At 71.0% G+C, this 22,242-nt stretch carries 15 protein-coding genes and 1 pseudogene; 10 read left to right on the top strand and 6 right to left on the bottom strand.

From position 1 onward, the window contains the following. Positions 1-134 precede the first annotated feature (134 nt). Together QRY02_RS22130 and QRY02_RS22125 are read left to right on the top strand one after the other, a co-directional pair. Complete coding sequence (locus QRY02_RS22130; protein WP_285993427.1) at positions 135-1,805, top strand: CocE/NonD family hydrolase; 1,671 nt, start codon at positions 135-137, stop codon at positions 1,803-1,805. Then, complete coding sequence (locus QRY02_RS22125; protein ID WP_285993426.1) at positions 1,802-3,445, top strand: AMP-binding protein; 1,644 nt, start codon at positions 1,802-1,804, stop codon at positions 3,443-3,445. The genes QRY02_RS22130 and QRY02_RS22125 overlap by 4 nt, the downstream gene beginning before the upstream one ends. 113 nt (positions 3,446-3,558) lie before the next feature. Here QRY02_RS22125 and QRY02_RS22120 read toward each other — a convergent pair whose 3' ends face one another. After that, a complete protein-coding gene (locus QRY02_RS22120; protein ID WP_285993425.1) occupies positions 3,559-4,365 on the bottom strand; it encodes an IclR family transcriptional regulator in 807 nt (268 codons plus the stop codon). 165 nt (positions 4,366-4,530) lie between these two features. Between QRY02_RS22120 and QRY02_RS22115 the strand changes: the two are divergent. The 4 genes and pseudogenes from QRY02_RS22115 to QRY02_RS22100 all read left to right on the top strand — a co-directional run. Next, positions 4,531-5,877: pseudogene (locus tag QRY02_RS22115) on the top strand (gluconate:H+ symporter); the annotation flags it as partial. A 23-nt stretch (positions 5,878-5,900) separates the two neighbouring features. Continuing rightward, positions 5,901-7,235, top strand: coding sequence for an enolase C-terminal domain-like protein (locus QRY02_RS22110; RefSeq protein ID WP_285993424.1), 1,335 nt, complete (start codon positions 5,901-5,903; stop codon positions 7,233-7,235). Positions 7,236-7,361: 126 nt separating this feature from the next. Continuing rightward, entirely contained in the window at positions 7,362-7,931 is a 570-nt protein-coding gene (locus QRY02_RS22105) for a PadR family transcriptional regulator (RefSeq protein WP_285993423.1), read from the top strand. Next, a complete protein-coding gene (locus QRY02_RS22100) occupies positions 7,918-8,736 on the top strand; it encodes an SGNH/GDSL hydrolase family protein (protein WP_285993422.1) in 819 nt (272 codons plus the stop codon). The genes QRY02_RS22105 and QRY02_RS22100 overlap by 14 nt, the downstream gene beginning before the upstream one ends. A gap of 60 nt (positions 8,737-8,796) precedes the next feature. On the opposite strand, the gene QRY02_RS22095 is transcribed toward QRY02_RS22100, so the two are convergent. Continuing rightward, on the bottom strand, positions 8,797-9,258 hold the full coding sequence (locus QRY02_RS22095; protein WP_285993421.1) for a hypothetical protein: 462 nt from the start codon (positions 9,256-9,258) through the stop codon (positions 8,797-8,799). Positions 9,259-9,472: 214 nt separating this feature from the next. Here QRY02_RS22095 and QRY02_RS22090 point away from each other — a divergent pair, with 214 nt between their 5' ends. The 4 genes from QRY02_RS22090 to QRY02_RS22075 all read left to right on the top strand — a co-directional run bounded on the left by QRY02_RS22090 (position 9,473) and on the right by QRY02_RS22075 (position 14,241). Further along, a complete protein-coding gene (locus QRY02_RS22090; RefSeq protein ID WP_285993420.1) occupies positions 9,473-11,275 on the top strand; it encodes a serine/threonine-protein kinase in 1,803 nt (600 codons plus the stop codon). An 80-nt stretch (positions 11,276-11,355) separates the two neighbouring features. Beyond that, on the top strand, positions 11,356-12,549 hold the full coding sequence (locus tag QRY02_RS22085; RefSeq protein WP_285993419.1) for a right-handed parallel beta-helix repeat-containing protein: 1,194 nt from the start codon (positions 11,356-11,358) through the stop codon (positions 12,547-12,549). Beyond that, entirely contained in the window at positions 12,546-13,418 is an 873-nt protein-coding gene (locus QRY02_RS22080; RefSeq protein ID WP_285993418.1) for an FHA domain-containing protein, read from the top strand. Before QRY02_RS22085 ends, QRY02_RS22080 begins: the two co-directional genes overlap by 4 nt. Positions 13,419-13,698: 280 nt before the next feature. After that, positions 13,699-14,241, top strand: a complete 543-nt coding sequence (locus QRY02_RS22075) for a hypothetical protein (RefSeq protein ID WP_285993417.1) — start codon at positions 13,699-13,701, stop codon at positions 14,239-14,241. Here QRY02_RS22075 and QRY02_RS22070 read toward each other — a convergent pair. From QRY02_RS22070 to QRY02_RS22055, 4 genes are all read right to left on the bottom strand, one after another. Continuing rightward, entirely contained in the window at positions 14,219-14,743 is a 525-nt protein-coding gene (locus QRY02_RS22070; protein ID WP_285993894.1) for a TerB N-terminal domain-containing protein, read from the bottom strand. The two genes, QRY02_RS22075 and QRY02_RS22070, sit on opposite strands and share 23 nt — an antisense overlap. A gap of 293 nt (positions 14,744-15,036) precedes the next feature. Further along, positions 15,037-15,915, bottom strand: a complete 879-nt coding sequence (locus QRY02_RS22065; RefSeq protein WP_285993416.1) for a toll/interleukin-1 receptor domain-containing protein — start codon at positions 15,913-15,915, stop codon at positions 15,037-15,039. After that, complete coding sequence (locus QRY02_RS22060; RefSeq protein WP_285993415.1) at positions 15,905-18,475, bottom strand: CHAT domain-containing protein; 2,571 nt, start codon at positions 18,473-18,475, stop codon at positions 15,905-15,907. The genes QRY02_RS22065 and QRY02_RS22060 overlap by 11 nt, the downstream gene beginning before the upstream one ends. After that, positions 18,472-21,750, bottom strand: a complete 3,279-nt coding sequence (locus QRY02_RS22055; protein ID WP_285993414.1) for a hypothetical protein — start codon at positions 21,748-21,750, stop codon at positions 18,472-18,474. The genes QRY02_RS22060 and QRY02_RS22055 overlap by 4 nt, the downstream gene beginning before the upstream one ends. Positions 21,751-22,242: the final 492 nt, after the last annotated feature.

The raw sequence follows: 22,242 nt of genomic DNA, 5'->3' as shown, positions 1-22,242 counted from the left end.
GTCCACATCAAACACTCCCGCGCCGGCATCTGTCACGGGTCGCCACACCCGTTCGGGTGTGCCGGGGTCGTCGCCGGTCTGCCAGGGTCCGGTCGCTCCCATCGGTGTGAGGAACGAGGCCACCAGTGCTTGACGTGACGATCGAACACGACGTGCCGGCCACCATGCGCGACGGCGTCGTGCTGCGGGCCGACGTCTACCGGCCCACGGGCGACGGGCCGTGGCCGGTGCTGCTGGCCCGGCTGCCCTACGGCAAGAACCTGCCGCTGCTCGCCGGCCTGATGGACCCGGTCGGCAAGGCGCGGCGCGGGTTCCTCGTCGTCGTCCAGGACACCCGGGGCCGTTACGCCTCCGACGGCGAGTGGGAGCCCTGGACGTTCGAGATGGACGACGGCTACGACACCGTCCGCTGGGCCGCCGCGCTCCCGGGCTCGAACGGGTCCGTCGGGATGTTCGGCCCCAGCTACCTCGGCAACACCCAGTGGATGGCCGCGCTCGCCAAGCCACCGGAGCTGAAGGCGATCTCGCCGATGGTCACCTGGTCCGAGCCGGACGACGGGCTCTTCGCCCGCGGCGGGGCGCAGGAACTCGGCATCACCGTGCCCTGGTCGCTCATGCAGGGCGTCGACACCCTGCTCCGCCGGCACGCCGACGACCCGATGGCCCGGGGACAAGCCCTCATGGCCCTGGTCGGCGACACCGACGCGGTCGCCGGCAGCACGTACTGGGAACTGCCCACCGGCCGTCACCCCGTCTTCGAACGGCACGGCATCCCGGAACTCGGCTTCGAACGGTCCCGGCGGGAGCCCGGGTGGAGCGACTCGTGCCGCGTCGCCGGCCGGCAGGCGGAGGTCGACCTGCCGAGCCTGCACTCCGGCGGCTGGTACGACATCTTCTGCCAGGGCACGCTCGACAACTACGCGGCCATGCGCGCGGCCGGGCGGCCCGCGAAGCTGGTCATGGGCCCGTGGTCGCACACCGGCCAGATGGGGTACCTGGGCGACGTCAACTTCGGGCTGGCCGCGAGCACGGAACTGTTGGGCTTCCGCGGCCGGTTCGCCGATCTCGAGCTCGGCTGGCTCCGCCAGTGGCTGGCGCCGGACGAGGCTCCTGCGCAGCCCGGGCTGCCACCGGTCCTGCTGTTCGTCATGGGGATCAACCAGTGGCGCGAAGAGCAGGAGTGGCCGCTCGCCCGCGCCGTCGACACCGACCTGTTCCTGCGCACGGGCGACCGTCTCGCCTTCGAAGCCCCGGATGCCGGGGAAGGGGCCGACGCGTTCACCTACGACCCCGCCGACCCGGTGCCGACCACCGGCGGCGCCCTGCTGATGTCGAACGAGTTCCCGGCCGGCCCCTTCGACCAGGCCGAGGTCGAAGCCCGGCCGGACGTCCTCGTCTACACGAGCGACCCGCTCGACGAAGACCTCGAAGTCACCGGCCGGATCCGGGCCCACCTCACCGCGGCGACCGACGCCCCGACCACCGACTGGGTCGTCCGCCTCTGCGACGTCGGCCCCGATGGCGTGTCGCGGAACATCGCCGACGGGATCGTGCGCGCGGTGGCGACGCCGGGCGAATTCACCGAGCAGGTCGTCGACCTGTGGTCCACCAGCTACGTGTTCGGCGCCGGGCACCGCATCCGCGTGCAGGTGACGTCCAGCAACTTCCCGCGCTGGGACCGCAACCTCAACACCGGGGACGGCCTGCGATCGCAAGCCGCCCACCAGGAAATCGCCCACGACAGGACCCGGCTCTCCCGCATCGTGCTCCCCGTGATCCCGGCTCCCGCGGAAGGCCGAGCGTGAACGGCAGCTACGCCTCCGGCACTTCCGGCGTCCCCTTGCTCGGCGACACCATCGGCGACAACTTCGACCGCACCGCCGCCGCGGACCCGGACCGCGAGGCCCTGGTCGAGGTGCCGACGGGCCGCCGGTGGACCTACACGCAGCTCCGCGCCGACGTCGACGCCCTCGCCCTGGGTTTGCTCGGAACCGGAGTCGTGCAGGGTGACCGGGTCGGGATCTGGGCGCCGAACACGGCCGAGTGGACACTGCTCCAGTACGCGACAGCGAAGATCGGCGCCATCCTCGTCAACATCAACCCGAGCTACCGGACGCACGAACTCGAGTACGTGCTGAAGCAGGCCGGGATCTCGGTCCTGGTGGCGGCGCGGGCGTTCAAGACGTCGGACTACGCCGGGATGATCGAGGAGGTCCGCGGGAACTGTCCCGAGCTGCGTTCGGTGGTGCTGATCGGGTCCGGCGAGTGGGCCGAGCTGCTGGCGGCCGGCCGACGCGGAGACCCGGCCCGGCTGGCCGCGACCCAGGCGGCGTTGTCGCCGGACGACCCGATCAACATCCAGTACACCTCGGGGACGACAGGCTTCCCGAAGGGCGCGACCCTGTCGCACCACAACATCCTCAACAACGGCTACTTCGTCGGCGAACTCTGCGGCTACACGCCGGAGGACCGGGTCTGCATCCCGGTGCCGTTCTACCACTGCTTCGGCATGGTGATGGGCAACCTGGCCTGCACCTCCCACGGCGCCACCATGGTCATCCCCGCACCGGGCTTCGACCCGAAGGCAACGCTGGCGGCCGTGCAGCAGGAGCGGTGCACGTCGCTGTACGGCGTCCCGACGATGTTCATCGCCGAACTGAACCACCCCGACTTCGCCGACTACGACCTGTCCAGCCTGCGCACCGGGATCATGGCCGGGTCGCCGTGCCCGGTCGAGGTGATGAAGCAGGTCGTGTCCCGGATGGGCATGGAACAGGTCACCATCTGCTACGGCATGACCGAAACCAGCCCGGTCTCGACCCAGACCCGCGTGGACGATTCGCTCGAACTGCGTGTCTCGACCGTCGGGCGGGTGCACCCGCACCTGGAGATCAAGCTGGTCGACCCGGCCACCGGCCGGACCGTCCCGCGCGGCGAGGCGGGAGAGCTGTGCACCCGCGGCTACTCGGTGATGCTGGGCTACTGGAACGACCCGGAGAAGACCGCCGAGGTGATCGACGCCGCGCGCTGGATGCACACCGGCGACCTCGCGGTGATGGACGCCGACGGCTACGTCAACATCACCGGCCGGATCAAGGACATGGTCATCCGCGGCGGGGAGAACATCTACCCCCGCGAGATCGAGGAATTCCTCTACACCCACCCCGACATCGTCGACGCCCAGGTCATCGGCGTGCCGGACGTCAAGTACGGCGAAGAGCTCTGCGCGTGGGTCAAGCTCCGCGACGGCGCCGGCGAAGTGACCGCCGAGAGCCTGCGCGCCTTCGCCACCGGCAAGCTCGCGCACTACAAGATCCCGCGGTACGTCCTGGTCGTCGACGAGTTCCCGATGACCGTGACCGGGAAGGTCCGGAAGGTCGAGATGCGGGAGAAGTCCGTCCAGGTCCTCGATCTGGGCGAGGCCGCCGCGATCAGGAACGCGTGACATGGACTTCGGCACGACTCCGCTCGACCGCGAAGTGGGTACCTCCGCTGGCCGACGCCGGCGAACTGCTCGACGCGATCACCCCGGCGCCCGCCGAGAAGCGTGTCCGGTGGTCAAGAGCGCCACTCGGGAGCACCTGATGCGGACGCCAGGAGCGCCTCGACCTTCACCCGGATCTCGCGCATGACGGACACGATGTGTGCTTCGTGCTCCTCGGTGAGCCTGGCCACCGGGACCGAGCAGCTGAGGGCGTCGATGGCCGGGGTGTCGTACCGCAGTGCGAACCCGAAGCCCGCTATGCCCGGCACGGTCTCCTCGTGCTCGATCGCGTACCCGCGCGCACGTACCTGCGCCAGGTCGGCCAGCAGCGCGGCACGATGGGTGAGGGTCTTCTCGGTCAGGGCGGCGAACGGGCCGGTCAGCCGCGAAAGCTCGGCGTCGGAGCGCTCGGCGAGCACCGCCTTGCCGAGCGCGCCGGCGTGAGCCGGGATTCGACGCCCGACCCGGCTGATCGTGCGCACGTACTCGTGGGACTCGCGGGTCGCGAGGTAGACGACGTCCGGGCGGTCGAACCGGGCCAGGTGGATCGTTTCGCCGAGCGCGTCCGAAGCCTCGCCCAGGTAGGGGCGGACTGTGCGCACCCGCCGGTCGGTGTCGAGGTAGCTCGTGCCCGTGAGCAGAGCGCGGATTCCGATGCCGTAGAGGGAACCGGTGACGTCCGTGCGCACCCAGCGGGAGTCGACCAGCGTCTGGAGCAATTGGTACATGCTGCTGCGCGGCACGTCCAGTTCGGTGGCGAGCTCCTCCAGCCGAGCCGGCCGATCACCTCGCGCGGCGAGCAGCTCCAGCAGCGCGACGGTCCGGGCCGCCGATTTCACGCCGCGGATCCCCTTGCTCCGGCCCACGCCAGCCTCCGACATGCCGCCATCGTAAATCTTGCCCCCGCGCAGCCATTGACCCCGAGGAGTCCGCCCCCCTAACCTCCATCTGCATATGTAGACGAGGTCCGTATACAAGGACGTTGTTCATATATATGAACAACGCACACGTACCCGAAGCCGTCGCCGAACGGCGCAGTTCAAAGGGGAACTGACATGCCGCTCATCGTGGTCGGGATCAGCGTGCTGGTCCTGCTCCTGCTGATGACCAAGCTGAAACTGAACGGCTTCGCCGCGCTGCTGCTCGTCGCCGTGGCGGTCGCCGTCGTCCAGGGGATTCCGCTGGGCAAGATCCCCGACGTCCTCTCCGAAGGCATCGGGGGCCAGATCGGCGACACGATGCTCACCATCGGCCTCGGCGCGATGGTCGGCCGGGTGATGGGCGACTCCGGTGCCGCGCAACGGATCGCCGGAAAGCTCCTCGACGCCTTCGGCCCCCGGTGGGTCCAGGTGGCCATGGTCGTCACGTCGATGCTGATCGGCGTGACCATGTTCTACGAGGTCGCCTTCGTCATCATCGTGCCCATCGCGTTCACCCTCGTCCGGGTCACCGGCGCGAAGCTGCTGTGGGTGGGGCTGCCGATGTCGATCGCCCTGTCCACCATGCACAGCTTCCTGCCGCCCCACCCCGGACCGACCGCCGTCGCCGCGACCTTCCACGCCTCGGTCGGACTGACCCTGTTCTACGGCCTGTTCATCGCCATCCCGGCCGGGGTGCTCATCGCCCTGGTGTGGCCGCGGCTGCCGTTCGTCAAGCGGCTGGACCCCGCCGTGCCCACCGGCCTGGTCGGCGAACGCGAGTTCACCGACGAGGAAATGCCTGGTCTGGGCTGGTCGCTGGGTGTCGCGCTGGTCCCCGTGGTGCTCATCGCCGGCGCCGCGGTGACCGACCTGGCCGTCTCCGGTGACAGTCACTTCCTGCACCTCATCGCCTTCATCGGCTCCGCCCCGATCGCGCTGCTGCTCACCTTGCTGCTGGCGGTGTGGGTGTTCGGTCCGCGGATCGGCCGGAGCCTGGACGAAGTAAGCGCTTCCTGCGCTTCCGCCGCCAAGGCGATGGCGATGATCCTGCTGGTCATCGGCGCCGGCGGCGCCTTCAAGAACGTCCTCGTCGAAGGCGGGATCTCCGGCTACATCAAGGATGTCACGCACAGCTGGCCCATTTCGCCGCTCATCCTCGCGTGGCTCATCGCGGTCATCCTGCGCGTGGCGCTCGGCTCCGCCACGGTCGCCGTCGTCACCGCGTCCGGCGTGGTGCTGCCGCTGGTGGCGGGCAGCGGGATCCACCCCGAGATGATGGTGCTCGCCGTCTCCTGCGGTTCGATCGCCTTCTCCCACGTCAACGACCCGGGCTTCTGGCTGTTCAAGGAGTACTTCAACCTCTCGGTCGTCGAAGCGATCAAGGTCCGGACCAGCTACACCACGGTCCTGGCGATCCTCGGCCTCGGCGGCGTCCTCGCCGTCGACGGCATCCTCGGCGCCCTCAACCTCTGAACACCCGTCACAGAAAGACAGCCATGAGCGTCAAACAGCCGATCGTCACCGCCTTCTCCGTCTACCCGGTCGCCGGCCGGGATTGCATGGAGCTGAACCTTTCCGGCGCCCACGGGCCCTACTTCACCCGCAACATCGTCGTCCTCGAAGACTCCCAGGGACGCACCGGACTGGGCGAGGTACCGGGCGGGGAAAAGATCACCCGGACGCTGCGCGACGCCGAACCCCTCGTCGTCGGCGCGAAAGTGGGCGACTGCAAACGCGTCCTGCGCGAGATCGGCGACCGGTTCGCCGACCGCGACACCGGCGGCCGCGGCAACCAGACCTTCGATCTCCGCACCACCGTCCACGCCGTCACCGCCGTCGAGGCGGCGCTGCTCGACCTGCTGGGACAGCACCTCGACGTCCCGGTCGCGGCGCTGCTCGGAGACGGGCAGCAACGCGACTCCGTCCGGGTGCTGGGCTACCTCTTCTACGTCGGCGATCCCGACCGCACGGCTCTCGAGTACGCCCGCGAACCCGGCTCGGCCGTCGACTGGCACCGGATCCGGCACGAAGAAGCCCTGACGCCCGAAGCGATCGTCCGTCAGGCCGAGGCCACCCACGACCGGTACGGCTTCCGCGACTTCAAACTCAAGGGGGGCGTCCTGGAAGGCGCGGAAGAGGTCGAAGCCGTACTCGCGCTCAAGCAACGCTTCCCCGACGCCCGGATCACGCTCGACCCCAACGGGGCCTGGTCCCTGCGCGAAGCGATCGAGCTCTGCCGGCCCCTGGTCGGTACCCTCGCTTACGCCGAAGATCCCTGTGGCGCCGAAGACGGCTACTCCGGACGCGAGATCCTCGCCGAATTCCGGCGCGCGACCGGCCTGCCCACCGCGACCAACATGATCGCGACCGACTGGCGGCAGCTGACCCACGCCCTGGCCCTGCAGTCGGTCTCCATCCCGCTGGCCGACCCGCACTTCTGGACCATGCAGGGCTCGGTGCGCGTGGCCCAGCTGTGTCACGCGATGGGGCTGACCTGGGGCTGCCACTCCAACAACCACTTCGACATCTCGCTGGCCATGGTCACCCACTGCGGCGCCGCCGCACCGGGCGAGTACAACGCCCTCGACACGCACTGGATCTGGCAGGAAGGCCTGGAACGGCTCACCACCGCCCCGCCCCGCATCGTCGACGGGGAAGTCGCGATCCCCGACGCCCCCGGTCTCGGCATTCAACTCGACCGGGATCGACTCCTCGCCGCCCACGAGCTCTACCAGGAGAAAGCGCTGGGAGCTCGCGACGACGCGGCCGGGATGCGCTATCTGATCCCCGGCTGGGAATTCGACGGCAAACGCCCCTGCCTGGTGCGGTAGCGGCGGGATGCCGTCACGGGCGGGGCGCTCCGATCGCCGGGCTCGCGGTGTCCACCTGATACTCAAGGATGCGATTAGTCATTTTGTTGAGTATGGTGCAGTGGTGGACGAGGAAGGGTTGCTTCGATGGCCTTGCGACATGCCGTGCTGGCAGCGCTCCTGGACAGCGAGTACAGCGGATACCAGCTGGCGAAGGCGTTCGACGTCGGCGTCGCGAACTTCTGGCACGCCCTGCCCCAGCAGCTGTACGCCGAGCTGACCAAGCTGGAGAAAGAAGGGCTGGTCGCGGGCCGGCAGGTGATCCAGGAGACCCGGCCCAACAAACGTCTGTTCCGGGTCACCGACGCCGGTCGCGCCGAGCTGGAGAAGTTCGCCGCGGGCGCGTCGAAGCCCTCGTTCATCCGTGACGATCTGCTCGTCAAGGTCCAGGTCGCCGACGTCATCGGCACCGCACCGGTGATCGAACAGCTCGAAGAGCGAGCGTCCGCGGCCGAGGCCAAGATCGAGCTTCTCGGCAAGCTGCTCCGGCAGCTGCGCGGTGACGCGGGCGAGGAGGAGTTCCTCCGCCGGGGCGAACGGATCGGGCCGTACCTGACCTGCCTGCGCGGCCTGGCCTTCGAGCAGGAGCAGCGGGACTGGTGCCTGCGGATCGCAGCCGTCCTCGAAGAAAGGCAGTCGACTCATGCCGAGCGGTGAATACCTGCGCTACGTCGCCCTGGGCGACAGCCATACCGAAGGGCTCGGCGACGGGGACGACACCGTCGGCCTGCGGGGCTGGGCCGACCGGCTCGCCGAACACCTCGCGGCCGTCAACCCCGGGCTCCGGTACGCCAATCTGGCCGTCCGGGGACGTGTCGCCGGCCAGGTCCGCGCCGAGCAGCTGGGGCCCGCCCTGGCCCTGCGCCCCGACCTGGCCACCGTCGTCGCCGGAGTCAACGACCTGCTCCGGCCCCGGTTCGACGCCGCCAGGGTGGCCGAGCACCTGGAGGAGATGTTCGCCGCGCTCACGGCCGCCGGAGCCCACGTGGTCACCCTCACCGTCCCCGACGTCGGGAAGATCGCGCCGCTTGCCCGGCCCATCGGCTCCCGCGTGTTCGACCTCAACACCCGCATCCGCGCCGCGGCCGACCGCCACAACGTCACGGTCGCCGAAACCGGCCGAGAGGCCGTCGCCACCGATGCACGGATGTGGAGCACGGATCGGCTCCACGCCAGTCCCCTCGGCCACGAGCGAATCGCCGCGGCCGTCGCCCAAGCCCTCCACCTGCCCGGAAGCGACGACGCCTGGACGCTCCCCCTGCCGCCACAGGCAGTCCCCGCGGGCCGGCAAGCCGTAGCGGCCGAACTGCGCTGGGCGGCCACATTCCTCGGCCCCTGGCTCGGCCGCCGGCTGCGCGGCCGGTCCTCGGGCGACGGCCGCACGGCAAAGCGGCCCCGGCTTCTGCCGCTGAGCGCCGCCCCCGACTCCCCGGCAGACGCCGGTCAACGGGAATTCTCGTAGGGACGGCCCGGCCCCGGGCGGTCTCCTCTCGAACGGCTCATGACTACGAGGACGTCACGGTCACCACCGGCGGAGACGGTGGCCCGCGTCGCCCCACGGCGAAGTGAGCCGGACGCCGTCTTCGGTGAAGAAGAACATGGCTCCCACGACCGCCGCGCCGAGACCGAGCACGTTGGTGAGCATCGGCAGCACGTACGGCAACGAGGCCGGCTCGTCGAGCGCGTCCAAGGCGATCAGGCGAAGGGTCGACGGCGTGGCGATCAACGCCCCGAGCAGGAACAAGCCGAACCAGGCCAGTTTCCACCGCCGGCGCTTGGCCGGGCTGAACACCCGCACCGGCAACCGGCTTCCACACGAACCGCAGGCCACCGTGGCTTCGACGAGGCCGGTGGCGGGCCGGGAAACCGGGATGTCGCTCAGCGAGTACCGGACGGTGGTCGTGGCCACGACGACGTACTCGCGGTGCCGCTCGCCGTGGATGCAGGCCAGCCGCACCCGCGGGTACTCGCCTGTCCCGGCCACTGCTGCCTCACCACTTCCCGTGCTGCGTCGGCAGTATCGGGCCCGGTCGCGGGGACGGGTCCCGGGACACCTGGTCCGGGACCCGTCCCCGGCCACACCCCCCACGCTCGGCGCACGCAGCTGAAGGCGGCCACCACCGGGCAAAACCGGTACGGCCCACCGCCGCGGTGACGCGGGGTCAGCGGGCCGATACGCGATTTCGTACACTGCCCGCGTGGGCAAGGGGCGAGTCGTGGCCAACCGCTACCGGTTGGAGGAGGAGCTCGGCCGGGGTGGCATGGGCGTCGTCTGGCGGGCGGTCGATCTCGAACTCGGCCGGCAGGTGACCCTCAAGCGCGCGCTGGGCGAGGACGCCGGGCAGATCCGGCGGGAGGCGCGGATCGGCGCCGGGCTGCTGCACTCGAACGTCGTCACCGTGTTCGACACGGTCACCGACGGGGACGCCCAGTGGCTGGTCACGGAGTACCTGGCCGCCCGGAGTCTCGAGGAACTCGTCGACGACGGCGGGCCGCTGCCCGAGGACCGGGTCCGGCGGATCGGCGCGCAGCTCGCCGCGGCGCTCGCGGACATGCACGCCCGTGGCATCGTCCACCGCGACGTCAAACCGGGCAACGTCCTGGTGACCGCGGACGACGTCGCCAAGCTGACCGACCTGGGCATCGCCCGCTGGACCGAGGTCACCCGCACCGGCGGCGCCCAGCTCACCGGCACGCTCGGGTACGTCGCGCCGGAGGTGGCCGACGGCGCCGAAGCCGGACCCGCCTCGGACGTCTTCTCCCTGGGAGCCACCCTCTACGCTGCGATCGAAGGCCGGTCGCCGTGGGGGTCGGGTGAGGACGGCCCGTTCGCGCAGGTGCGCCGCGCCGCCGCCGGGCGGCCCGTACCTGTCGAGCGCGCCGGGCCGTTCGCGCCGGTGCTCGACGCGCTGATGGCCCGGCGCCCGGCTGACCGGCCCGGCGCCGCCGAAGCGGTCACGCTGCTCACGGCGGACGCGCCCGTGCCCCGTCCGCGCCGCCTCCTGCACCGCCGGGTGCTCGCCGGGGCCGCGGTGGCGGCGGTGGCCGCGCTGGTGGCCGGGTTCGTCCTCGCCCGGCCGCTGTGGACCACCGCCGGCGGCGCCCCGGCCGGGCCGACCACCCACAGCGCACCGGCCGGGGCGAACACCCTCGGGTCCGACCCGGCCGGGACGGACCCGTGCGCGGCGATCTCGCTCAACTCGCTCGCCGCGTTCGGGGAGCCGTTCGTGGACCCGGAGGTGCTGAACTTCGGCACCTGCGTCGTCACGACCACGCTGACCGGCAAGGCCGGGAAGGTGCAGACCCGGCTCGACCTGACCGGCCCGCTGCGGTACCCGCCCCGGCCGCCGGTGCCCGGGAAGATGGGCGAAATCGAGTACCCCGAGATGCACGACGGCTCCTGCGAGCGCGCCATCTCGCTGGCCGATGCCAATCGGATCGTCGTCACCTCACGCGCGATAGAACGCGCGCAGGACGCGCCGGTGTGCTCCTACTCGGAGTCGGTGCTGTCCGGCGTGCTGGCCACGCTCGCCAACGGGCCCCTGCCGCGGCGCGCCCAGCTCCCGGAGTGGTCACTGGCGCACGTCGACGCCTGCCGCCTGCTCGACGACGCCGCGACGACCGGCGTGCTGGGCCGGGCCAAGAAACCGGACCGCGCGTTCGGCGGCTGGGGCTGCACCTGGGAGCACGATCCGCGCACGCTCACCGTCGAGTACAGCCGGGAGTGGCCGATCGAGAAGGACGAGGAGGTGCCGGGCGACCGGATCCGCATCGGGAACCGCAACGCCGTCGTGGCGCCGGTGCCGGGCGGGCACCCGGAGTGCGCTGTCAAGGTCGTGCACCGCTCCTACACCCCGGCCCTGCCGATGCTGGAGGGCACTCCGCAGGACCGGGAGGAAGTCGCCGTGGTCACGGTCGAGGACACCTCGGCGGCCGGTGGGGACGCGCTGTGCGCGACCGCGCGATCGCTGGCGGAGGTCCTCGTCCGGCAGCTGCCCTGAGCCGGGGACCGGTCCCCGGCGGTCCCGGCTAAAAAGGGAGCCGAGGCCGGGTTCGCGGGCCGGAGCAGACGGGACGAGAAGTGGCGATACGGGTACTGGCCGGTGGGGCGCTCCTGGTGGTGGCCATGGCCGGTCCGGCAGCCGAGGGGGCTGCCGGACCGGTGCCGCGCACCTGGCACGTCGGCCCGCACGGGAAGTACGCCACGGTGCAGGCCGCGGCCGACCTCGCCCGGCCGGGCGACACGGTCGCGATCGAGGCCGGCATGTACCCGGGCGGGCTGACCGTCCGCCGCGACGGCGCCCCGGGCCGCCCGATCCGGTTCACCGGCACCGGCGGCACCGCGGTGCTGACCGGCGCCGGCGGCCTGGCGGTGGGCGGGCACAGCTGGCTGGAGTTCACCGATGTGACCGTGTCCGGCTCGACCCGCTTCGGCGTGTACGCCGCGGGTGCGCACGACCTCGTGTTCGACCGGTTCGGCGTCGACGGCTCCCGCGACGGCGGGCTCGTGCTCGTCGGCACCCGGCGGGTACGGATCACCGGCTGTGACATCCGCGGAACCAACGCCCGCGGCACCGCGGCCGACCACGAAGCGCTGAGCATCGCCTCCGGCTCTTCGGACGTCGAGGTGTCCGGCTGCCACGTGCACGACAACGGCGAGGAAGGCATCGACGTCAAGTACGACGACGCCGCCCGGGTGAAGATCCACCACAACGTCGTGACCGGCAACCGCGGCCCGGACATCTACGTCGACTCATCGTCCACTGTGGACGTCTACGCCAACGTGGTCGGCGGGACCCGCGAGGCCACCAAGGCCGGGATCGGGCTCGCCGTCGAGGACTACTCGGAAAGCCGGCTGCTGTCGAAGGTCCGGGTCTTCGACAACCTGTCCACCGGTAACGCGCAGGCCGGGCTGAGCCTCTGGGCCGAGTCGACCGGGACCATGCGGGACCTGGCGATCGTCAACAACACCTTCGCCGGCAACGCCCGCGGCTCCCTGCTGATCGACGCCGACCGGTTCACCGGAACGAACACCTTGCGCAACAACGTGTTCGGTGACGGGCCGGTCGACGCCGGGCCGTTCGCCGCCGACCACAACCTCGCCGGCGATCCGGGGTTCGCCGATCCGGCTCGCGGCGACTACCACCTCGCCGAGGGCTCGGCCGCGGTCGACGCCGGCAGCCCCGGGTGCGCGCCCGCGTTCGATCTCGACGGTGTCGCCCGGCCCGCCGGCGCGGGCTTCGACATCGGTGCCTACGAACGGAGATGGCCGTGACCACCGAACGCCTCGACCCACACCGCCAGCGCAGCCTGCGGCACGGCGTCGCCGGCACCGTGCCGGGCATGTTGAGCGCGCTCACCGTCACCGGCGGCGTCGCGGTGCCGCCGTCGCCCGGCAGCCGGGTGACCTTCGGGCGCAACCGGCTGGAGGTCGACGTCTGCGTCGGCGAGGAGGACGTGCGGATCAGCCGGGTCCACGGGCTGCTCGTGCGCGAGCGGGACCGCTGGTGGCTGAGCAACACCGGCCGCTCGCCGATCCGCCTGTCCGACAGCGTCCTGCTGCACCGCGACAGCGAACCGCTGCCGCTGGCCGACGGCTACACCGCGCTGTTCCTGCGCGGCACCCGCGAGCACGTGCTGGAGCTGCTCGTCTCCGACGGCGAGGCCGGTGTCGCCACGCGCCGCCCGACGCACCCGACGGCACCGCCGAAACGCTGGCGGCTGTCCCCGGAGGAGCACCTCGTGCTGGCGGTGCTCGGGCAGCGGTACCTCGGCTACGACCCCCACCCGCTGCCGCTGTCCCGTCAGCAGGTGGCCGCCGAGCTCACCGACCGACGGCCGCATGAGAACTGGACGGTCAAGCGCGTCGAGCACCTCGTTTCCCGGGTCCGGCAACGGCTTTCCGACGCCGGCGTGCACGGGCTGCGCCGGGAGGAGGTGGGGGAGCCGGTGGGGCTGACCCTGACCGTGAACCTGCTGCGCGAGCTGGTGCTTTCGACGACCCTGGTGCCGATGGACCTCGAATGGCTCGAGCTCCCGACCCCCCGCTTGCCCCCGGCTGAGGGTGGCCGTGCTCCGGCCGGCCGAGCCGGTCGGAGCCGACCCGCCGCCGCTCGGGTATCCCGGGCACGTGCGTGTCGGTGACCAGGCGCGGACTCCCGGCGGCGGCACCGGCCTGATCGAGCGGTTCGGCACGGCGCCCGGCTGTTCCACGTCGGGCGGCCGGCGGGGTGAGCGTGCTCGGCATCGACGCCCTCGGATCCCTGTTGGCGGAGGCGGGCTGGGACCGGTCCCCGCGCAGGTGAACTAGAAATCAGGTATGCAGCGGTCCAAGAGGCGGAAGCCGAAGAAGCGACGGCACCGCATGCCGCCGAAAGAGCCGAAGCGGCCTCCTGTCGCACCGGCGGAACCGGCCGCGGGGGCAGTGGTCCATCCGCTGCCGGGGTTCCGCGACCCCGCCGGGCTCCCCGAGCTGTGCCGGAGCCTGATCAGCGCGGTGCACCTGCTGAGGACCGGGCACGACGCGGCGTTGCTGCGAGCCTTCCTGGAGGGCCGCCGGGTGGCCTTCGGCCTCCTCAAGCCGTGGTGGCGCCGGATGTTCCAGGCCTCGCGGGCCACGTACCTCCGAGCGTTGCCTCCGGCATTGGCCGCACTGGACAGGGAACTGGAACGCCGGCGAGCAGCCGACCAGCGCCGCCGAGCGGTCGACCTCCACCGGGTCGAGTGGCCGGCAGCCCCGGATCCGATTCTCCCTTCGAGTCCCTGCCTGACCGGGGACAGGTGCGAGAACTGCTCGTCTCGCACCGGACGTCTGCACGTCATCGTCGAGGACTGCGCGGTCGGCGTTCCGATGGGGTTGCGCCTGGCGTGCGCGGTCCTGTGCCGGGAATGCAAAGCCCTGCCGTTCGGGCAGATGTTCGGCCCGGCGGAAATATCCCGGCGCGTCATGCAGCACAGAACGCACTGATCGCCAATGGGACAGCACGGCGATGAGGGGCCAGGAGGCGCCCCGCAGGACGACGGAGGCGGCTTCGGCCGGCTCGCCGATCAGCGCGCGGCCACTTCGGCCGCGCTAGCCGTTCCCCCGGGCCTGGCCGAGCAGGTAACCGGTGCCGCGGACCGTGTGGATCACCCGTGGGCCAGTAGTCCATCGACTCGCCCGCCCAGTCCGGGTTGCGCAGGTCGACCGGCAGGCCCGGGTCGAGCAACGCGGGTTCCGCTCCGAAACCGGCTGCGTCGGGCATGCCAGTGCCTACGTAAAGCAGCCCTCCGCGCAGTGTCGTTCCCGCGACCGTGACTCCCCGGCCCGGCGGAACCCAAGCGTGGCCACGCGCCGGTCGATCTGGTCGAGGTAGGGGCGGAGCAACGGCCTGCGTGCTGGCCGGCCGCGTCGTCGAAGGCTGATTGTCCAGCCGCTGTGAAGGGGCAGGCTGCGCCGGCGCCTGCGGTCGGATCGGTTGCGGAGCCACCCGGAGCGGGGGCGGCTGCTGTCGCGATGCCGGAACCGCGCGCGGCGCCGGCGCCTGCGTCGTTCCGGAGACCGGGGTTCGCTTGATGCGCCGAACCAGCCAGACGACGATCACCAGCACGACCAGGAACGCGATCACCCCTGCCAAAGAACCCCCTTGGCCTGACTACCTTCAGGCGTCGAACACCTCCAGGTCGGTGCCGCCCCGGCCTCGGGTGGTAGTCGGTGTCCGCCCGACGTGAGTTATCAGCTTGAACGAAACGTCACCGAGAAGTGTCGTCCGGAGCGGAATGGTCACGGTCTGAGGTGGCCGAACGCGGCGATGATCAACGCTCGTCTCGCGGCGGGCGGGAGGATCGCCGATGTCGTTTCCGACAGGTACACCTCGTTCGACGTCGATCCGTTCGGGCCGAATTCGGTGACCAGGACCACCAGGTCGACCCGGCTGTCGTCGGTGACAACGGCGTCGCTCAGCAGCCCTTCGAACAGCGGCAGGCCGCCGGTGTAGAGGCGGTAGCGGAAGTCCATGCCGAACCGGCCGTCGAGTATGGTTTCGCGATCCGGGAGTGCGAGTGCCGATTGAACCAGTTTTTCCAGTTGCCGGCCGGTCGTCGCCGCGGGCACCACGACCGTGTGCGCCACCCCGAAGGCCTGGTTGTGCACGTAAACGGTGACACGACCGAGGTCCGTGGTATCGACCGTCGGCGCCGGAGCGGGCCGGACGGGCGAGCCCACCCCTCGATCCCGCCGCCAGGCCGCGGTCAGTCCCTCGACCACCGAACTCCAGCCGCTGGTGGCGTCGAGGTACTTGCGCGGCGCGAGCAACAGGGGAAGCGGTGTGTCGTCGAGCCGGACGATGAACAGGAACACCCGGTGTTCCCGGAGGAACCGATCCGCGTCCGCTTCGTCCAGTTCCCTGGCGAACGCGGCGGACCACTCGGCGTCCACCCAGCTCCGGCCCGGGGTGTGCCGTGACCAGAGCAGGACGAAGTAGTCCGCTGCGGACATGAGCGCGTCGATGCCGAGCAGGATGTCCCGGCCGGGTGGCAAGTCCTCCTCGTCGACGAAGGCCGTGACGCCGTGCCGGCCGAGGTCGGCCTTGAGCCGGCGTGCCTCTCCCCGGTCTTGCCCGGCAAAGGAGATGAAGACCCGGCTGGGGGTGTCATGGTGCATCGGTGTCTCGGCTCCTCACAGCGTCGAGAATGCGGCGGGCGAAGCGGCGTATCGGACCGGCGGCCGTCTCCAGGCCCGGATCGCCGTACAGGGTCCAGCAAGCCCAGTGCGCGGGGTGGTCGAGAGTGGTCTCCCCGGCGGGAGCGCCGCGACACAGGTCCAGTTGTGCCCGCTGCAGTGCGACGTCGCGGGGCAGGTAGCGGGCGTAGCGTTCGAACCGGTCGAGCACCTCGGTCGCGGCGTGACCTTGGGCGTCCCACCGGGCTGCGACCACTGTGGACGCCCCGGCTTGCAAACCTGCTCGCACGAAGCCCGCCCGTTCGTCCCGTCCCCGCCGGCGGGCCATGCCCGACTCGCAGGCTCCGAGCACGAGCGTGGCGCAGGAGCCCAGGTCCATCGTCCGCAGATCCTCGGCGTACAACCTTCCTCCGGCACCTTCGGGACTCAGCTGGAGCCACGATCGCGCCGGCGTGGTGGGATCGTGTGCGCCGTGCGCGTCGATGCGGATCCGGTGGTGGATCCGGTTCCCGGCCGCTTTCCGCAGCCGGACGGCTGTTGCGTCGGCGTCGTCGAGGGATTCGCACCGGGGCGGGAGCCTCGTCCGGGCCAGCCCCGGGACCGGCGGCCGGATCCGGAGCGTGCGGTCTCCGCGTTGGCCGTACGCTCTGCGCCGCAGGGGGTCCCGCGCGGACAGACACGGCAGGTCGGACATCGCGAACCGGTGGCCCAGCCGTTCGGCCGTGCCGGGGACCGGCATGGCCGAGAGCGGGATGTCGGACAGCACCCCGCCCGCGACGACGGCGATCCGTTCGACGTGCGGGGGTACGATCTCCACCACCTTCGGCACCCCGATCAGGTCGCCGATCCGGGCCAGCGCTTCTTCGAATTCACCGCTCTCGATGGAGCCCGGTAGGAACGCTTCGCTGCAGTACGCGAGCAGGCTGCCCACCGCGTCGCTCAATTCGATGGCCCGCGCCTCGGTGGAGAACTGCAGGAGCAGATCGCGACCGGCGATCGCGTGGTACACCCGGTTCGGGGTCGAGTGGAGCAGCCAGACCGCTTGCGACCGCGCCAGATCGCGGGTGGTGCGGGACAGCCACCGCCAGGCGCCGTCGAAGTCGGTCAGTGTCGGGAGGCTTCGGACCACCCCGGCGCTGGCGGGCAGGACAGCGCCGAGGATCGACGTTCCCCGCGCCGCTTCGATGGCGACCGCGACCCCGGCAGCCGCCTCGGGACCCCGTTCCGCCACCAGTTCCGCGGCCGCGCGGATCCGTTCGTCGTGCTCGTCGGGTGCCGCCAGCAGCATCCGGATCCGCACGTCGTCGGAGACTTGGCGCTCGGCGATGTGCTCCTCGATCCGGTGCGCTTCGGCCCAGCACGCGCTGGCCCGCTCGGCATCGTCGAGGCGGGCGTGCACCCGCCCGAGCAGCCGCAGTGCCAGCTGCCGCACCTCGTGGAGCGGCACGGAATCCGTGCACCGGATCGTGACCCGGAACCGGTGGGCCGCCTCGGTGAGGAACTCCTGTCGCCCGGTCTGCTGGTGACGAGCCTGGTCGAGCTCGCCGGCGGCGAGGTGCCACAAAGCCGTCTCGCGGTCCGACGAGGGGGTGGGTCGAAGCTCTGGCAGCAGCTTCTCCGCATCGGCGATCCGCCCCCTCCGGACCAGCTGCCGCACGCAGTGCAGCCGGCGGTCGAACCGCCGGTCCCATGACGTCTGGACGCCCCCGGAAACCAGGGCGATCGCCTCCCGGGCCGCGGCGGGCTCGCGCGCGGTGGCGGCCAGCTCCTCCAGTCGCTCGACCACTCGGCGTGCTTCTTCGTCTTGGCGGGTCAGCCTCAGCAACACAGCACACTCGTGCAGGAGCGGGAACAGCAAGGCGTGGTCGTGGCTTCGGTTGCCGGCTTCCTGCCGCAGTACGCCCAACGCCTCCTCGTAGCGCAGGTCTCGCTTCAACGCCAAGGCGAGCCGCACCGGATCCGGTACCGGCCGGGCACCCTCCGACGCCAGGACCCGGCTCACGGCGTCCGTGTCGCCGTGACGGATGGCGACCAGCTCCCGGGCCCGCTCGACGGAGGCGACCCCGGCCGCGTTCCCCGCCGCCGCGAAGAGCCGTGAAGCGCCGGCGAAAAGTTCGGCGGCGGCCGGCCCGTCGTCATCGGCCGCGGCGAGCCCTTCCACCCGCAGCAGCCGGGCCTGGTTCTCGTCGTCGAGCTGCGAGCGCCGGATGGCCTTCGCCTCGGACCGGACCCGCTCGTGATCCCCCGTCGACGACGCGATCTCGGCGAGCAGTACGCGAAGAACCGCCTGTTCCGGATGCCGTGTCAAGTGCTCTTCGCACCGTTCGAGCGCTCTGGTGGGGTACCCGAGCGTGAGCAACCTCGCCACGTGATCGGCCGCCACCGCGGTCGCGGTCGCGGTGCCGGCCACGAGCGGGACGATCGCCTCGTAAGCGTCGTCCACCGCCTGGAAGTCGCCGTTCGCGAACGCCTCGTCGGCCCGGGCGACGAGAGCGGCCGCCGGGTGGTGGAGGTCGATGACGGTGCTCGGCGACGTGCTCATCGGGGGGCGCACCCGGCGAGCGGCCGGTCGGTGACCGGACTGACCAGCAGGATCACCGGGCTGTTGGGCGCGACCTGGCCGGCGGCCGGGATCGAGGTCGTCGCCGGGGTGGGACTGGTACTGGTCGAAGGCGGCAGCGTCGGCGCGCCGACCACGGAGCCTCCCCGCATTCCGCTCACCAGCAGCCACTCCCGGCACTCGTACACCCGCACGTCGGGTGCGGTGACCGGCGCGGATGCCTGCGCGGTGCCGTCGAGCTGGGCCTCGCGCACGGTGACCTTGGTGTCGCGCGGCAATGTCTCGGCCAGAATCGGGCCGTCCGCCAACGAGAGCGTCGCCCGGAAGCCCTCGTCCAGGTACACGGTGGCGCCGGGTTCGTCCAGCAGCTGCCCCAGGTCGACCTGCCGGGAGGCGGCAGTCGTCAGCGGACTGGTGTCGACGTGCTCGAGCCTGTCCCCGGCGATGCGGACCGCCGGGGGTGGTGAACCGTCGGGACCGGTCGCGTGGACCACCCGTTCGGCCCCCGCGTCGGTGGCCGGCAGCAGCTGGATCTCACCGGGCTTGATCAGGGCGACGCCGTCGGAGCCGAGATCCACCGCGCGCATCAGCCCGTCGCCTGCATCGTCGGCGCGCTTCATCGCCTCCAGCACCCGGGGGAAGTCTCGCAGCAGGGCCGCGCCTGCCACGCTGCCGTTCAGCCCGAGCAGCGGGTCGTCGGCGCGCACGAAGACGTGCCCAGCGGAATAGCTGAGTTCGGCGGACTTTCCGTCCTGCGACGAAACCCGGACGGTCTGGTGGTTCTTCGCCGGACCGCCGACGAAGGTGAGCACAGCCCCGTGGCCGGGCACCGCCGTGACGTCCAGCCACGGTCCGGCGAGGGCGGGGTGCGGGTTCAGGTCGCCGAGCAGGAACCGGGCCTCGCCCGCCGCGTCGGGACCGCCGAGCCGGAACGCCAGCGCGTCGGCAGGTGGTGGCACTTCGTCACCGACCGAAAGCCATGGCTCGTCCGGCCCGCCCACCCGGCTCGACCACCGGCCCCCGGCGTCCTCGGTGCTGTACAGCGCTCCGTCGGTCACCGGCGGGATCCCGCCTCCAGGGCTGGAGGCGAACCGGTTCTGGACCGATTCCAGCGCGGTGCGGACCCGGTCGACCAGGCCGCGGTGCCACTGCACGGTGACCAGATCGGCGCTCTGCCTGGTCGCGACCAGTTCGCCGAGATCGTTGCCCTGCATGGACATCCGCTGTGAGACCCGGCCGCGGTCCGCTCGCACCTCGACGTCGAACCGCCGCGGCGCCTGCTCCGCGCGCCACACCTTCAACCCGCCGTACGGCGCCACCTTGCGACCGGTGGCTTCGACGCTGATCGCGGATCCCCCGTCGGGCGCCGGGCGCACCGTGCGCGCCACGCTGTCCACAACGGCCGCTTGGTCGTCGAGCGCCGTTACCTCCTCGATCCGGCCCGACCCGTTCGCCTGGTCGAAGGTCGACGAGGAGTCCTGCAGTCCGGCGCGGTCGATGCCGGTGGGCAGGTTCGCCCGGAACTCCTTGCCCGCCGTCCGCGCGGTGCGGTCGGCGAGCGAGACCCCGCCGCGGATGCTTTGGCCGCCGCATTGCGGTGAAGCCTTGGACGGGATGGGCACGATGGCTTCTTGGTTCGCCGACGGCGGGGAGACGAAGCTGATGCCGCCCCGCTCTTTGAGCTCGTCGTTCCCGCGGTACCAGTCGGCGAACTTCAGGTCGGACCGGAGCTGCGAATCCGGCAGCTGGGGCAGCCGGGCTGCGGTCTTGCCGACCAGCCATTCCAGCGCGCCGCTCCAGCGCATGATCTGGTCGAGACGTTCGTACTGCCGCTCGTAATCGGCCACCGCTCGGTAGTGCCGGTCCCACCAGCGCAGACCGCGGCCGAACGCGTAGGTCGGCTCGACCTCCTTGCCCTGGCCACCGGCGGCGTCCGCCCGGCTGAACAGCCTTGTGGTGTTCGCACCGAGGCTGACTTTGCCGTCGCTGAAGGCGAACCCGGCATCGGACTGGGCGAACCACAACCGGCCGCTCTGGTCGGCCCCGCCGGATCCGTCGCACTCGCTCCACGGCGTCACGGCGTCGGACTCGCGCACGAAGCCGCCGACCGCGGCGGTCGGAACCCCCGTGCCGACGTCGGCCACCCAGTTCTTGGCGACGTAGTCGGTGTAGAAGAGAGTCATGCCGACCTTCGTGCCGGCCAGTCCGCCGTCGTACCGCGCTTGACTGTAGACAGCCTGGTGGTTCAGGGCGTTCCGCACGCCCCACAGGGCAGTCCGGTCGGTCGGCAGTCCCGCGCTCGCCAGCGTTTCGGCCGGCACTCGCCCGTCGAACAAGGCGTCTTCGACCAGTTTCCCGAGATCGGCCGGACTCTTCGCCGAGCCGGCCCAGTCATCATGGGTGATGCGTGCCGCCAAGTCGGGACGCAGGCCCGGGACAGAGGCGAGAAGATCGGCCTCGGTCGACGAAGGAGACGGGTCGAGGGAGAAACCGGGAGTGGGACCGTTACCTTGCGCGTAGCCGCGCTGGAGCACGGAGATGTCCTCGGCGTCGAGCAGTCCGGCGGGCTCGCCCGGCCAGGCCCAGCCACCCGCCCAGAGCTCGCCACCGCGGTCTTCGACGGTCGACAGGGAAGAGGTGCGGGCCAGGAAAGCCGCCAGGTTTTCGGCGGTACCGACCTGTTCGGTGACGTAGCCGTACTTCGCGCGGGCGGCGTCGGCGGTGCTGACGTCGTCGTCGGTGATCCGGATCGTCCGGTCGCCGCTGTCGATCGCGTAGTGGTGGACCTGCACCAGCCGGGCGTCGGCCCCGCTGTCGGTGCGGTGCTGGTCGAGCGCCAGCCCTACGGTGCGTGCCTCGTGGGGATCTCCGCTGGGCACGAGTACGTGCAGCGTGCCCGTGCCGTCCAGCAGGGTCCGGCCCGGGCCGGACGGCTGCCGGGTCAGATCGGCGAAACCCGCGTCCCGCAACGGGAAGGTGTCGTACAGGTTGTCGCGGACCTGCGCGGTGTCCAGCTGCAGCCCGGCGGCCATGGCAAGCCGGGCCCAGTCCCGGATCTGCTCGTCAGCCTCGGTGGCGTCCAGGCCGGCCAGCCTTCCGGCCGCGGCGGAGTACGACACCAGGTGACTCGGGCCCGTCACCCGCTCCGCGGTCGGGGACGGATCGGGCCAGAGCAGCCAGGCGACCAGCGTGGCGACGAGCGCCGCGGCGGTACCCGACAGCGTCCAGCGGATTTTCCGAGAAGCCGGGAGAAGCATCAGGATCCTTCGAAAAACGGTGAATGGGTGGCGATCGATCGTGCCTGGGGAACTCTTCCGGTTCCTCGACGACGACGTTCAGCTCTGTCGGAATAGTTGGCGGCAGCGTAGCGGATGCCTGAATCGGACCGTGGGTGCGAACACCCCTTGTCAAGTTTGTGTCTACTATTTGACCGCCGTCTCCGAGGTGGAACCGGGTTGCCGGCGCGCCCGTTGTCCATGACGAGACCATCGTGGGAGTTGCCAAATCCCTGACAGTTTCCCGAGTTCTCGGGTGTTCTGCTGATCCTGCGGCGGAGTCGTGCGAGCATCCACCGATCGACGCAACGGATTGAAGCCGATGAGGTGTTGCGTCGATGTTACCCGGCGGTGTAACGCCGGTGGACAGGTACGCGACATTGGCATCATTCAGGCGCTGAAGCCTTGATCGTGGAAGGGCAACTCGTGTTCATTCCACTCCTGAGCAGCCATTCGTGCGATGAGAGGGCAGTG

Source organism: Amycolatopsis sp. DG1A-15b (assembly GCF_030285645.1).
Classification (GTDB): Bacteria; Actinomycetota; Actinomycetes; order Mycobacteriales; family Pseudonocardiaceae; genus Amycolatopsis.
The sequence above is the reverse complement of the archived record's forward strand: the minus strand, read 5'-3'. Positions and strand labels throughout refer to the sequence as shown.